The following is a 13,429-nucleotide window of genomic DNA, read 5'->3' as shown; positions in this document are numbered from 1 at the left end:
CCGGCGGGGTGTCTGGAACCGGCCCGGGGGGAGGTGTCGGATCCGGAGGTTAGGGTCGGGCGATGACCACGGCTCCACCACTCATCCAGGCGCGGGCGCTGGTGAAGCGGTTCGGCGACTTCACCGCCGTCGACGGCATCGACGTCGAGGTGCGGGCCGGCGAGGCGTTCGGCTTCCTCGGGCCCAATGGCGCCGGCAAGTCCTCCACCATGCGGATGATCGGCTGCACCTCCCCGCCCAGCGGCGGCGAGCTGCGCATCCTCGGCATGGATCCGGTGCGCGACGGGCCGGCGATCCGGGCCCGCCTCGGCGTCTGCCCGCAGCTCGACAACCTGGATCCCGAGCTGACCGTCCAGGAGAACCTGACCACCTACGCGCGCTACTTCGGCATCTCCCGCCGGGTGGCCCGGGCGCGCGCCGCCGAGCTGCTCGACTTCGTCCAGCTCACCGAGCGGGCCGACAGCAGGGTGGAGCCGCTCTCCGGCGGCATGAAGCGGCGGCTGACCATCGCCCGCGCGCTGGTCAACGAGCCCGAGATCGTCCTGCTCGACGAGCCGACGACCGGCCTCGACCCGCAGGCCCGGCACCTGGTGTGGGAGCGGCTGTTCCGGCTCAAGCAGCAGGGCGTCACGTTGGTCCTCACCACGCACTACATGGACGAGGCGGAGCAGCTCTGCGACCGCCTGGTCGTCATGGACGGCGGGCGGATCGTCGCCGAGGGCTCGCCCCGGGCGCTGATCGACCGGCACTCCACCCGGGAGGTCGTCGAGCTGCGGTTCGCCGCCGAGTCACAGGAGGCGTTCGCCGGCAAGCTCGACGGGCTGGGGGAGCGGGTCGAGGTGCTGCCCGACCGGATCCTGCTCTACGTGTCCGACGGCGACGCGGCCGTCGCCGAGGTCGGCGAGCGGGGGCTGCACCCGGCCAACGTGCTGGTCCGGCGCAGCAGCCTGGAGGACGTCTTCCTCCACCTCACCGGCCGCACCCTGGTCGACTGACAGGGGCGTCCGGTCGCTCGTCGTCGGTGGTTCGCGAACCGGTGCCGGTCGTCCGGCGCGACCGGGTGGGTGCGGCGGGCCGGCCGTTACGTAGCATCGGCGGGCCGGCGCCACGTCGACCGCCCGGCGACGCACACGGGGGTGTCATGTCGGAGTTGGAGTTCCAGTCCCGCCGCCAGGCCGGGCTCGCCGCGCTCTACCTGGGCGTCTTCGCGACGATCTGGTTCAGCGTGCCGGCCGCCGAGCAGCCGCTGCGCGCCCTGCTGGTGGTCGCGAGCGGCGCGGCCCTGGTCACGGCGGTGATCGGCGCCGTCGTCGTGGCCCGCAGCCGGGGAGCCGGGGGCGTCGCCAACGACCCTGCCGACGACCGCCGCTACCTCCTGATCGTCCTGGCCGAGTTCGCCGCCGCCGGGCTCGGCGCCGTCGTGCTCGCCCTCGTCGGCTGGTCGGAGTTCATCCCGGTGCTGGTCGGCGCCGTCGTGGGGCTGCACTTCTTCCCCCTCGTCCCGGTGCTGCGCGACCCGCTGCTGTGGCCGCTCGGGGTGGCGGTGTGCGCCGTCGCCGTGGCCGGGCTGGTCACCGCGCTCGTCTCGGCGGTGCCGGCGGGGCTCGTCGTCGGCACCGGCACCGGGCTGCTGCTGCTCGCCTACGCGGTGCAGGCGCTGCTGCGCGCGGCCCGTAAGCGCTGACGGGGCGACGGAGTCGCTGGCCTGTCGTACCCGCGAGGTAGGAAGGCCGTGGTGGACGCGGAGCGAGACGGGGGTGGTCGCGTGAGCGTGGCGCAGGCGGCGCGGGAACGCGCGCGCCCGAGGTTGCCGCGGGTGCCGGCGCTCGCGGTGCTGGCGCACCACCTCGTCGGCTACCGACGCACCTGGCGGGCGGGAATCTTCTCGTCGTTCCTGTTGCCGGTGCTGACCGTCCTCGGCTTCGGCGTCGGCGTCGGCTCCTACATCGACCAGGGCATCGACGGGGTGAGCTACCTCGACTGGATCGTGCCCGGCCTGATCGCGTCGACCGCGTTGCAGACGGCCGTCAGCGAGTCGACGTGGCCCGTGTTCGGCAACTTCCAGTGGGTCAGGACCTACTTCGCGCAGAGCGCGGCGCCGCTGCGGGTGGGCGACATCCTCGGCGGGCACCTGGCCTTCGTGGTGTTCCGGGTGGTCACCACCGTCGCGGCGTTCCTGCTGGTGACGGCCCTGTTCGGGGCGCTGCGCTCTCCGTGGGCGCTCGCCGCGCTGCCGGCGACGGCGCTGCTCGGCCTGGCGGTCGCCGCGCCGACCTTCGCGTACGCGTCGGTGGTCTCCGTCGACAGTTGGCTCGCGATGCTGCTCCGCTTCGCGGTGATCCCGATGACGCTCTTCGCCGGCGTCTTCTTTCCCGTCGAGTCGCTGCCCCTGGCGCTGCGCTGGCTGGCGTACGCGACCCCGCTCTGGCACGGCGTCGACCTGTGCCGGGCGGCGGCGCTCGGCGTCGCTCCGCAGTGGTCGGTCGCCGGTCACCTGCTCTACCTCGCGGCCTGGGCGGTCGGCGGCTGGCTGCTGGCCCGGCGCGCGTTCCGTCGCAGGCTGGTCGTCTAGGAGGAGTCGCAGTGGTCGCTCTCGTCCTGCCCCGGCTGGCCGCCGCGTCCCGCCGGTCGGTCTCCGTGGCCGAGCGCAACGTCGCGGCCCTGAAGGCCGTCTACTGGCTGCTGCTCGTCTCCGGGTTCGTGGAGCCGCTGCTCTACCTGCTCTCCATCGGTGTCGGGGTCGGCACGCTGGTCGGCGACCTCACGCTGCCCGGCGGCGAGGTCGTCACCTACGCGGCGTTCGTCGCGCCGGCCATGCTCGCGTCGTCGGCCATGTCCGGCGCGCTGTCGGAGACGACCTTCAACTTCTTCGGCAAGATGAAGCAGATGAAGCTGTACGACGGGGTGATCGCCACCCCGGTGCAGCCGTTCGAGATCGCGCTGGGGGAGTTGCTCTGGGCGATGCTGCGCGGCAGCGCGTACTCGGCCGCCTTCCTGGTGGTGATGGTGGTGATGGAGTTGACCACCGCGGCACGGGCGCTGGTCGCCTTCCCGGCGGCCGTGCTGGTCGGCTTCGCCTTCGGCGCGCTGGGCATGGCGATCACCACCTTCATGCGCAGCTGGCACGACTTCGACCTGATGTCGGCGGCCCAGTTCACCCTCTTCCTCTTCTCCGGCACGTTCGTCCCCGCCGAGGCCTACCCGGCCGCGCTGCGCTGGGCGGTGGAGGTGACGCCGCTCTACCGCGCGGTGCACCTCATCCGCGGCGTCTCGGTGGGCGCGGCCGGCTGGGAGTGGGTGCTCGACGTGCTCTACCTGGTCGCGGCGATGGTCCTGGGGCTGCTGGTCGCCTCGCGCCGGATGGGCAGGTTGCTCTACGGCTAGTGGTTAACGGTGGCCGCTGCCTGGGCATGTCGAGGGGGACTGACACCGACCACGAGGAGGGGCGATGGCCTCCGACGAGTCCTCCACCCGCAGCGGACGCGACCGCGACGATTCCGGGGCGGCCGGCCGGGTGGGCGACCGCCGGACGGGCCGCGCGGACCGGGGATCCGACCCCGTTCGTGCCGAGCGGCACCGCCCGGGTCGCGGCCCGGTCGGGCCCGACGAGGGTCCCGACAGCCCGACCGGGCTGCCGGGCGCCGGTTGGAAGGCCGCGCTGCGCCGCACGGTGCGGGAGTTCCAGGACGACAGCCTGACCGACTGGGCGGCGGCGCTGACGTACTACGGGGTGCTCTCCATCTTCCCCGGCCTGCTGGTGCTGGTCTCGATCCTCGGCCTGCTCGGCCCGCGGGCCACGGAGGGCGTCAAGGAGACGGTCAACGACGTCGTCCCGCAGGACAGCATCCGGCAGATCGTCGAGGGGGCGATCGACCAGGCGCAGCAGAGCGGCGGCTTCGCCGGCTTCGCCGCGATCCTCGGTCTGCTCGCCGCGTTCTGGTCGGCGTCGGGTTACGTCGCCGCATTCATGCGCGCCTCCAACACCATCTACGACGTGCCGGAGGGGCGGCCGATCTGGAAGACGCTGCCGATCCGCGTCGGGGTGACCGCGGTGATCGGCGTGATGCTGCTGGCCAGCGCGGTGATCGTGGTCTTCACCGGCGGCCTCGCCGAGCAGGTCGGGGAGGCGATCGGGCTGGGCTCCACGGCGGTGACCGTGTGGAACATCGCCAAGTGGCCGGTGCTGCTGCTCCTGGTGAGCCTGATGTTCGCGATCCTCTACTGGGCGTCGCCGAACGCGCGGCACGGCGGCTTCCGCTGGGTCAGCCCCGGAGGCGTGCTGGCGGTGGTCATCTGGTTGGTGATCTCGGGCCTGTTCGCCCTCTACGTCAGCAACTTCGGCTCGTACAACAAGACGTACGGGGCGCTCGCCGGTGTGATCGTCTTCCTGATCTGGCTGTGGCTGAGCAACATCGCGATCCTCCTCGGCGCGGAGTTCGACGCCGAGCTGGAGCGCAGCCGCGCCATCGAGGCGGGCCACTCCCCGGACGAGGAGCCGTACGTCGAGCTGCGCGACGACCGCAAGCTCAAGAAGAAGCGCAACGCCGCCAACCGCAGCTGACCGCGCGTCGCCCGTCCGCACCCGCCGCCGCCCCGCCACCGTCCCCGGTGGCGGGGCGGCGGCGTGCTCCCGCCAGCTCCGGGGCCCCGCGCTTTTCCTGATCCTTCCGATGCTTTTGTTCGATCGGACAAAAGTTCGCGTCAAATCGGCCGAAGCTCTGGACACGTGACACGGAACACTCCTACTGTGTCGGCACGACACCTCGGCATCACGTCGATGTGAACGAGCCCGCGAAGAGGTGAGTCCGGTGCGGACGGTCGACCCCCTGCACGTACGGCTGCTGCGGCTGCTCCGTGACGAGGGCGCGGTGTCCCGGGCCGAGCTGGGCGACCGGTTGCAGATGCCCCGTCCCCGGCTGCTGGCGGAGCTGGAACGGCTCGTCGCCCTCGGCTACGTCGCCGAGGCGGGGCTGGCGGCCTCCCGGGGCGGTCGCCGTTCAACCCTGGTCGAGCTGAGCCCGCGCCTGCGCTTCGCCGCCGTCGACCTCGGCGCCAGCTCCATCGACGTCGAGGTGGTCAACGGCCGGCTGGAGCCGGTCGCCGCGTACGCCGAGGCGGCCGACATCCGCACCGGCCCGAAGGTGATCCTCCAGCGGGTCAACGAGCTGCTGCACAAGGCCCGGGTGGACGGCGCCTACGAGCGGCTCGACGCCGTCGGCATCGGGGTGCCCGGCCCGGTCAGCTTCCGCGACGGCGTGCCGGTCTCCCCGCCGATCATGCCCGGGTGGGACCGGTTCCCGGTGCGCGAGCTGCTCACCCGCGAGCACGGCTGCCCGGCGGTGGTCGACAACGACGTCAACATCATGGCCATCGGAGAGCGGCACGGCGGGGTCGCCCACTCCGTGGACGACTTCCTCTTCGTGAAGATCGGCACCGGAATAGGGTGCGGGATCTACCTCAGCGGCGAGGTCTACCGGGGCACCGACGGCTGCGCCGGGGACATCGGCCACATCCAGGTCGACGCGCAGGGCCCGATGTGTTCCTGCGGCAACATCGGCTGCCTGGAGGCCCTGTTCAGTGGGGCCGCGCTGGCCAAGGACGCGACCGCCGCCGCGCGCAGCGGGGTGTCGCCGGCGCTGGCCGAACGGCTCGCCGCACGCGGCGCGGTGACCGCGCTGGACGTCGCCGGGGGCGCCGTCGAGGGGGACGTGACGTGCATCCAGCTGATCCGCGACGGGGGTCGGCGGGTGGGTGGGGTCCTGGCCGGGCTGGTCAGCTTCACCAATCCGTCGATGATCGTGATCGGCGGCGGGCTCGCCCAGCTCGGGCACATCCTCCTCGCCGAGATCCGCAGCGTCGTCTACCGCCGGTCGCTGCCGCTGGCCACCGGCAACCTGCCCGTCGTCCTGTCCGAGCTGGGCCCGCGCGCCGGCGTCGCCGGTGCCGCCGTGCTGGCCAGCGACGTGGCCTTCGCGGAGGCATCATGAGTGAGCAACTGGTCGAGTCGCCCGCCGACGCCGTCGCGGGCGAGGTGGTGCTGCGCCTCACCGACGTGGTCAAGACCTTCCCGGGCGTACGGGCCCTGGGCGGGGTGCAGCTGGAGGTGCGCGCCGGCGAGGTGCACTGCCTGCTCGGGCAGAACGGCGCCGGCAAGTCCACCCTGATCAAGGTGCTGGCCGGGGTGCACCGGCCCGACTCGGGGCTCGTCGAGTGGCGGGGCGAGCCGACCACCTTCGCCAACCCGCAGGCCGCCATGCGCGCCGGCATCGCCACCATCTACCAGGAACTCGACCTGGTCGAGGACCTCTCGGTCGCGGAGAACGCCTTCCTCGGCCACGAGCCGCGCCGGCTCGGCTTCGTCCGGCGGGGCGCCATGGCCCGGCACACCCGGCAGATCCTCGGCCGGCTCGGCCACGCCGAGATCCCGCCCGGGCGGATGGTGCGCGCGTTGCCCGCCGCCGGCAAGCAGATCGTCAGCATGGCCCGCGCGCTCTCCCACGAGGCACGGCTGATCATCATGGACGAGCCGAGCGCCGTGCTGGCCCACGACGAGGTGGGCAACCTGTTCCGGATCATCCGGGAGCTGACCGCACAGGGCATCGCCGTCATCTACATCTCGCACCGGCTGGAGGAGATCCGCGAGATCGGCGACCGGGTCACCGTACTCAAGGACGGCCGGACCACCGCGGCGAACCTGTCGGCCCGCGACACCCCGACCCGCGACCTGGTCAGCCGCATGACCGGCCGCACCATCGAGTACGTCTTCCCGGACCGCCCGGCCGGCGTGGCCAGCGGCGCGGAGCTGCTCACGGTCGAGGGGCTGACCCGGGCCGGCGAGTTCGCCGACGTCTCGCTCGGCGTCCGGGCCGGCGAGATCGTCGGCATCGCCGGGCTGGTCGGCTCGGGTCGTTCCGAGCTGCTGGAGACCATCTACGGCGCGCGCCGTGCCGATGCCGGCTCGGTGCGGATGGCCGGCCGGGCGCTGCGCCCCGGCAGCGTCGGCGCGGCGGTGCGGGCCGGGATGGGGATGGCCCCCGAGGAGCGCAAGAGCCAGGCGCTGCTGCTGGGCGAGCCGATCTACCGCAACGTGACCCTGGCGACCTTCGCCCGCTACGCCCGCGCCGGGTTCACCGACGCCGGCCGGGAACGGGACGAGGCGGACCGGATCGCCGAGAGCCTGGAGCTGCGCCCCCGCGACGTACGCCGGCCGGTGCGCACCCTCTCCGGCGGCAACCAGCAGAAGGTGGTGGTCGGCCGCTGGCTGCTCGGCGACACCCGGCTGCTGCTGCTCGACGAGCCGACCCGGGGCGTCGACGTCGGCGCCCGGGCGGAGCTCTACCAGGTGATCCGGGGGCTGGCCGCACGCGGCGTCGGGGTGCTGCTGGTCTCCAGCGAGGTCCCCGAGGTGCTCGGCCTGGCCGACCGGGTGCTGGTGATGCGGGAGGGGCGGGTCGTCCACGAGGCCCCGGCCCGCGAACTCGACGAGAACACCGTGCTCGACCTCGTCATGGCGGGGTCCCTGATGGAAGGCGCACCGGCATGACCGAGGGTCCTACTCCCACCGTGGCGCCCCAGCGGGCGGCGCAGCTGCCGGCGCAGTCGCCGCCGGTGGACCCGGCGCAGACCGGGGCGGCCGTCGACAAGGTGGCGGCACCGGGCCGGATCTCCTGGTGGCGGGGGGACGGCGGCGAGGGCGCCCGCCGCAACCTCGGCCTGATCGGGGTGCTGGCGGTGCTCGTCGTGATCGGCGCCCTCACCCGCTCCGACCTCTACTCCAACCCGGACTGGGTGTGGGACAACGTCCTGAGCATCCTCAAGCTGGCGGCCGTGGTCGGCGTGGTCACCGTCGGCATGACCTTCGTGATCATCGGCGGCGGCATCGACCTCTCCGTCGGCGCGATCGTCGCGCTGGCCGGCGTCTGGTGCACCACGGTGGCCACCCAGAGCTACGGCGCCGGCGGCATGATCTTCAGCGCGCTCACCGTCGGGCTGGCGGTCGGCCTGGTCAACGGGCTGCTCATCTCGTACGGCCGGCTGGTGCCGTTCATCGCGACCCTCGCGATGCTGGTGGCGGCCCGGGGCCTGGCCGCCGAGATCTCCGACAAGCAGACCCAGGTGTCGGACAACGGCTTCATCAACGGCCTCGCCAGCAACAGCCTGCTGGGCATCCCGCTGCTGGTCTACATCCTCGCCGCCGTGGTGGCCGCCGGCTGGGTGCTGCTCAACCGCACCACCTTCGGCCGGCGTACGGTCGCCGTCGGCGGCAACCCGGAGGCCGCCCGGCTCGCCGGCATCAACGTCCGGCGGCACACCGTGCTGCTCTACGCGCTCTCCGGGCTCTGCTGCGGGATCGCCGCCATCATGCTCACCGCCCAGGCCAACTCGGCGCAGGCGGCGATGGCGAACCTCTACGAGCTGGACGCGATCGCCGCCGCGATCATCGGCGGCACGCTGCTCAGCGGCGGGCGGGGCACCATCATCGGCTCCCTGCTCGGCGTGGTCATCTTCGCCACCATCACCAACCTCTTCGCCATCAACGGCCTCTCCACGGAGGCCCAGAACATGGTCAAGGGCGGCATCATCGTCGCAGCCGTCCTGGTCCAGCAGGTCCAGTTCCGCAGCCTCACCCAGTTCCTGAGCCGCAACCGGCTCACCAGCACCTGACCCGCACCGCACCGACCGCGCGGCATCCGGGCCACCTGAGCGAGGGTGGCCGGGCACCGCACGCGCTCTTCCGTCCCGCACCGCGAGATTTCCTCCACCACCGTCAACCCAGGAGGTCGTCATGACCCAGCACAGTCGCGACATGTCGCGCCGCCGGCTGCTCTTCGGCGGGGCCGCCGTCGGCGCCGGCGTGCTGCTCGCCGGCTGCACCAGCAACGAGACCAAGCCGACCGAGGCGCAGACCAAGGCGGCGGCCGCGCCGGGCGGCAACAATGAGCCCGGCAAACGGGTCGTCATCGGCTTCTCCGCGCCGGCCGCCGACCACGGCTGGATCGCCGCCATCACCAACAACGCCAAGGCGCAGGCCGGGGCGTACTCCGACGTGGAGTTCAAGTCGGTCGAGGCCGGCGCGGACGCGGCGGCCCAGCGGGCGGCGCTGTCCACGCTGATCTCGCAGAAGCCGGACGTGATCGTGCTGCTGCCGCACGACGGCAAGGAGCTCAACGCGTTCGGGCTGGAGGCGATGAAGGCCGGCGTCCCGGTGGTCAACCTGGACCGGGCGTTCCCCGACGCGCGGGCCTACCGGCTCCAGATCAAGGGTGACAACTACGGCATGGGCGTGGCCGCCGCCACCTACATGATCGAGCAGTTCAAGGCCAAGGGCGTCAGCAACCCGGTGATCGGCGAGATCGCCGGCATGGACGAGCTGGAGCTGACCCAGGAGCGGTCGAAGGGCTTCGTCGACACCCTGACGGCGAGCGGCTTCAAGGTCGCCAACCGCCGGGCGGCCCGGTTCACGGCCGACTCGGGGCAGCAGGAGGCGGCGCAGCTGCTCCAGGCCCTGCCGAAGATCGACGCGCTCTGGAACCACGACGACGACCAGGGCATCGGCGTGCTGGCCGCGGTCAACCAGAGCGGCCGCAAGGAGTTCTTCATGGTCGGGGGCGCCGGCTCGAAGAAGGCGATGGAGGACATCCAGGCGGACAACACGGTGCTGAAGGCGACGGTGACCTACAGCCCCTCGATGGCCTCCTCGGCCATCTCCCTGGCCCGGCTGATCGGCCAGGGCAAGGGCATGTCCGACCTGGTGGAACTCCAGGTGCCCAAGGAGATCATCCTCGCCTCCGAGACGATCACCAAGGAGAACGCGGGCAGCTACCTCAAGCTCGGGTTCTGATACACGGGGGGAGACCCACCTTGTCCACGACAGACAGAGAACTGCGGGTCGGCATGGTCGGCTACGCGTTCATGGGCGCCGCGCACTCGCAGGCGTGGCGCACCGTGAACCGGGTGTTCGACCTGCCGGCGCGGGCCCGGATGTCGCTGATCTGCGGCCGGGACGCCGGGAAGGTGGCCGACGCCGCCGACCGGCTCGGCTGGGACGCGCACACGACCGACTGGCGCGACCTGATCGCCCGGGACGACATCGACGTGGTCGACGTCTGCACGCCCGGGGACAGCCACGCCGAGATCGCCCTCGCCGCGCTGGCCGCCGGCAAGCACGTGCTGTGCGAGAAGCCGTTGGCCAACACGGTCTCCGAGGCCCGGGCGATGGCCGCCGCGGCGGTCACCGCGCAGGCCGCCGGGGTGCGGTCGATGTGCGGGTTCAACTACCGGCGGGTGCCGGCGGTCGCGATGATGCGCCAGCTCGTCGCCGACGGGCGGCTCGGGGTGATCCGGCACGTCCGGGCGACGTACCTGCAGGACTGGATCGTGGACCCGCAGTTCCCCCTGGTGTGGCGGTTGCAGCGGGACAAGGCCGGCTCCGGCGCGCTCGGCGACATCGGCGCGCACATCATCGACCTGACCCAGTACGTCACCGGCCGGCGGATCACCGGGGTCAGCGCGGTCACCGAGACGTTCGTCAAGGAGCGGCCGCTGCCGGCCGGGTCGAGCGGGCTGGCGGCGACGGTGGACGGGGCGACGGCCGACGGCAACGGTGCCGACGGCCACCGCCCGGCCACCGGGGCGGTCACCGTCGACGACGCGGCGGTCTTCGTGGCCCGCCTCGACGGCGGTGTGCTGGCCACGTACGAGGCGAGCCGCTTCGCCACGGGACGCAAGAACGCCCTCCGGGTGGAGATCAACGGCTCGCTGGGCACGGTGGCCTTCGACCTGGAGCGCCTCAACGAGCTGGAGTTCTACGACGCGACGCGACCCGCCGCCGAGCAGGGTTTCAGCCGCATCCTGGTGACCGAGGGGGAGCACCCGTACATGTCCGCGTGGTGGCCGCCCGGCCACCTCATCGGCTACGAGCACTCCTTCACCCACCAGGCGCGGGACTTCGTCGAGGCGGTCGCCACCGGAGTCGACCCGGCGCCCTCCTTCGTCGACGGGTTGCAGGTCCAGCTGGTGCTGGACGCGGTGACCCGGTCGGCGGAGCTCGGCTCCTCGTGGACCGAGGTGGAGCCGGCCCTGGCCACGGTCGCCGCCTGAGCCGACTCCGGCGCCGACCGGCGAGGGACCGGCCGCGGTTGCGCCCCGCGGCCGGGACGAGGTCGGAGCCGGAGGACGTGCGGCCGGGCCGGCGTGGCCCGGTGACGCACGAGCAGAACGGTCGTCCGGTGCGGCCGGACCGGGATTCCCCGGTCGCACCGGAGGACCGTCACCACCCGGCGACCGTTGCCGGGGCCGTGTCACCCCCACGACGTCCGGTCGGCGCGCGCCGTCGTCCCGACCGGCGGATGCGGGGGAGGCAGGGACGGGACGCCGACCGGCCCTGCCTGCCAGCCCCGTCCGTCCGTGTCCGCGCCGGGAACCGGACCGGGGTCGTCGCCGCCGACGTCGACACCGGACCGGTGGGCTCCTCCCGGGGCGGCCGGCGGACGGGGCCCATCCGCATAGATGCGTATCTTTCTGAACAAACTTCTGATATCTATATACCTCAATGCACGGCTGGTTCCTCCTGATCGGGAAGGAGCACCATGCGTACGGGTGTCTGGCTGGTGGGAGCACGCGGCTCGGTCGCGACCACCAGCATCGTGGGGGCGCTCGCCCTGCGGTCCGGGCTCACCGGCCCGACCGGCTGCGTCACCGAGCTGCCCGACCTGCGCGGGCCCGCCCTGCCGGCCTTCACCGACCTGGTCCTCGGCGGGCACGACGTCGTCACCACTCCGCTGGCGAAGCGGGCCGAGACCCTGGCCGCCGCCGGCGTGCTGCCCGGCCGGCTGGTCGCCGCCCTCCCCGACGAGCTGGCCGCCGTCGAACGCGAGCTGCGTCCGGCCCCCGCCGGCGGCAGCCAGGCGGACCGGGCCGCCGCGACCGTACGCGACCTCACCGACTTCCGCCGCCGGCACGGGCTGGACCGGGTGGTGGTGGTCAACGTCTCGGCCACCGAACCCGCCGCCCGCCCGCACCCGGGCCACGCCGACCCGGGCGCGCTGGCCGCCGCGCTCGCCGGCCCCGACGAGGTGCTGCCACCCAGCTCCCTCTACGCGTACGCGGCGGTGCGGGCGGGCTGCCCGTACGTCGACTTCACCCCGTCCACCGGGCTGCGGCTGCCGGCCCTGGTGGCGCTGGCCGCCGAGCGCGGGATCCCGTACGCCGGGCACGACGGCAAGACGGGGGAGACGCTGGTCAAGTCCGTGCTCGCGCCGATGTTCGCGATGCGGCACCTGGCGGTGCGCTCCTGGTCCGGGGTCAACCTGCTCGGCGGCGGCGACGGCGCCACCCTCGCCGACCCGGCGGCCAACGCGGCCAAGGTGGAGAGCAAGCAGCGCGTGCTCGGCGAGACCCTCGGCCACCTGCCGCAGGGCGGCACCCGCATCGAGTACGTCGAGGCGCTGGGCGACTTCAAGACCGCCTGGGACCTGATCACGTTCGCCGGGTTCCTCGGCACCGGGATGCGGATGGAGTTCACCTGGCACGGCTGCGACTCCGCCCTGGCCGCGCCCCTCGTGCTCGACCTGGCCCGGCTCACCGCCGCCGCGCACGCCGCCGGCCACGCCGGCCCCCTGACCGACCTCGCCTTCTTCTTCAAGGACCCGCTCGGCACGCCCACCCACTCGCTGGCCGACCAGTGGACCCGACTGTGCGGCTTCGCCCACCGGCTGCACGCGGGAGGCACCGATGCCGCGCCTCGCTGACCTCGCCGAACTGGTCCGGGCGCCGGCCGCGCTCTCGGTGCCCGGGGACGTCGTCGCCGGGGCGGCGGCCGCCGGCACGCTCGGGCGGCGTACGCCCGCGCTGGCCGCCGCGTCCGTCCTGCTCTACTGGGCGGGGATGGCCGCCAACGACTGGGCCGACCGCCGGCTGGACGCCGTCGAACGCCCCGAGCGGCCCATCCCCAGCGGCCGGGTGGCCCCCGGGGCCGCGCTCGGCCTCGCCGCCGGGCTCACCGCCGCCGGGGTCGCGCTGGCCACCGCCGCCGGGGGCCGGCGCGCCGCGACGGTCGCGGTCCCGCTCGCCGCCGCCGTCTGGGGGTACGACCTGGCGGCGAAGTCGACGGCCGCCGGGCCGGCCGTGATGGCCGCCTGCCGAGGGCTGGACGTGCTGCTCGGCGCGACGGGTGGACGGGCGCTGCGGGCGGTGCCGGCGGCGGTCACCGTGGCCGCGCACACGTGGACGGTCACCGCGCTCTCCCGCCGCGAGGTCACCGGCGCCGACGCCGCGCTGCCGCTGCGTACCCTCGCCGGCACCGCCCTGGTCGCGGCGGGCGCCGTCGTCCGACCCCGCCCCGACCGGGCCGCGCTGCCGGCGCTGCTGGCCGGCTGGTACGCGGCCCGCTACGGCGCGGCCCAGGCCCGGGCGGTAGCCGACCCCCGCG

At 73.5% G+C, this 13,429-nt stretch carries 12 protein-coding genes; all 12 read left to right on the top strand.

What is annotated here, in order from left to right:
- Positions 1-62: 62 nt before the first annotated feature.
- Positions 63-995 (top strand): ABC transporter ATP-binding protein, encoded by a 933-nt coding sequence (locus F6X68_RS22645; RefSeq protein ID WP_151456168.1) that lies wholly within the window; start codon positions 63-65, stop codon positions 993-995.
- 146 nt (positions 996-1,141) lie between these two features.
- The gene (locus F6X68_RS22640; protein WP_151456167.1) at positions 1,142-1,684 is read left to right on the top strand and encodes a hypothetical protein; all 543 of its coding nucleotides are present in this window, start codon (positions 1,142-1,144) and stop codon (positions 1,682-1,684) included.
- A gap of 87 nt (positions 1,685-1,771) precedes the next feature.
- The gene (locus F6X68_RS22635) at positions 1,772-2,572 is read left to right on the top strand and encodes an ABC transporter permease (RefSeq protein WP_151456170.1); all 801 of its coding nucleotides are present in this window, start codon (positions 1,772-1,774) and stop codon (positions 2,570-2,572) included.
- An 11-nt stretch (positions 2,573-2,583) separates the two neighbouring features.
- Positions 2,584-3,384 (top strand): ABC transporter permease, encoded by an 801-nt coding sequence (locus tag F6X68_RS22630; protein WP_151456166.1) that lies wholly within the window; start codon positions 2,584-2,586, stop codon positions 3,382-3,384.
- Between the two features lie 64 nt (positions 3,385-3,448).
- Positions 3,449-4,561, top strand: coding sequence for a YihY/virulence factor BrkB family protein (locus tag F6X68_RS22625; RefSeq protein WP_151456165.1), 1,113 nt, complete (start codon positions 3,449-3,451; stop codon positions 4,559-4,561).
- Positions 4,562-4,808: 247 nt separating this feature from the next.
- Entirely contained in the window at positions 4,809-5,987 is a 1,179-nt protein-coding gene (locus tag F6X68_RS22620; protein WP_151456164.1) for an ROK family protein, read from the top strand.
- Positions 5,984-7,543 carry a sugar ABC transporter ATP-binding protein gene (locus tag F6X68_RS22615; protein WP_151456163.1) on the top strand — a complete coding sequence of 520 codons (1,560 nt, stop codon included), beginning with the start codon at positions 5,984-5,986 and terminating at the stop codon, positions 7,541-7,543. Before F6X68_RS22620 ends, F6X68_RS22615 begins: the two co-directional genes overlap by 4 nt.
- The gene (locus F6X68_RS22610) at positions 7,540-8,664 is read left to right on the top strand and encodes an ABC transporter permease (protein ID WP_192581501.1); all 1,125 of its coding nucleotides are present in this window, start codon (positions 7,540-7,542) and stop codon (positions 8,662-8,664) included. The genes F6X68_RS22615 and F6X68_RS22610 overlap by 4 nt, the downstream gene beginning before the upstream one ends.
- A 121-nt stretch (positions 8,665-8,785) precedes the next feature.
- Entirely contained in the window at positions 8,786-9,841 is a 1,056-nt protein-coding gene (locus F6X68_RS22605) for a substrate-binding domain-containing protein (protein ID WP_151456162.1), read from the top strand.
- A gap of 53 nt (positions 9,842-9,894) precedes the next feature.
- Positions 9,895-11,100 carry a Gfo/Idh/MocA family protein gene (locus tag F6X68_RS22600; protein ID WP_192581502.1) on the top strand — a complete coding sequence of 402 codons (1,206 nt, stop codon included), beginning with the start codon at positions 9,895-9,897 and terminating at the stop codon, positions 11,098-11,100.
- 488 nt (positions 11,101-11,588) lie between these two features.
- A complete protein-coding gene (locus F6X68_RS22595; RefSeq protein WP_151456160.1) occupies positions 11,589-12,749 on the top strand; it encodes an inositol-3-phosphate synthase in 1,161 nt (386 codons plus the stop codon).
- Positions 12,733-13,429, top strand: a 697-nt coding sequence (locus F6X68_RS22590; RefSeq protein ID WP_151456159.1) for an SCO3242 family prenyltransferase, incomplete at its 3' end; no start/stop codon positions are given. The genes F6X68_RS22595 and F6X68_RS22590, both read left to right, overlap by 17 nt.

It is taken from the genome of Micromonospora sp. AMSO12t (assembly GCF_008806585.1).
GTDB classification, from domain to species: domain Bacteria; phylum Actinomycetota; class Actinomycetes; order Mycobacteriales; family Micromonosporaceae; genus Micromonospora; species Micromonospora reichwaldensis.
The sequence above is the reverse complement of the archived record's forward strand: the minus strand, read 5'-3'. Positions and strand labels throughout refer to the sequence as shown.

Bases quoted from the DNA above. Each gene is read 5' to 3' on its own strand.
- F6X68_RS22645 (WP_151456168.1), top strand. From the start codon at position 63: ATGACCACGGCTCCACCACTCATCCAGGCGCGGGCGCTGGTGAAGCGG.
- F6X68_RS22640 (WP_151456167.1), top strand. From the start codon at position 1,142: ATGTCGGAGTTGGAGTTCCAGTCCCGCCGCCAGGCCGGGCTCGCCGCG.
- F6X68_RS22625 (WP_151456165.1), top strand. From the start codon at position 3,449: ATGGCCTCCGACGAGTCCTCCACCCGCAGCGGACGCGACCGCGACGAT.
- F6X68_RS22615 (WP_151456163.1), top strand. From the start codon at position 5,984: ATGAGTGAGCAACTGGTCGAGTCGCCCGCCGACGCCGTCGCGGGCGAG.
- F6X68_RS22610 (WP_192581501.1), top strand. From the start codon at position 7,540: ATGACCGAGGGTCCTACTCCCACCGTGGCGCCCCAGCGGGCGGCGCAG.
- F6X68_RS22605 (WP_151456162.1), top strand. From the start codon at position 8,786: ATGACCCAGCACAGTCGCGACATGTCGCGCCGCCGGCTGCTCTTCGGC.
- F6X68_RS22600 (WP_192581502.1), top strand. From the start codon at position 9,895: ATGGTCGGCTACGCGTTCATGGGCGCCGCGCACTCGCAGGCGTGGCGC.
- F6X68_RS22595 (WP_151456160.1), top strand. From the start codon at position 11,589: ATGCGTACGGGTGTCTGGCTGGTGGGAGCACGCGGCTCGGTCGCGACC.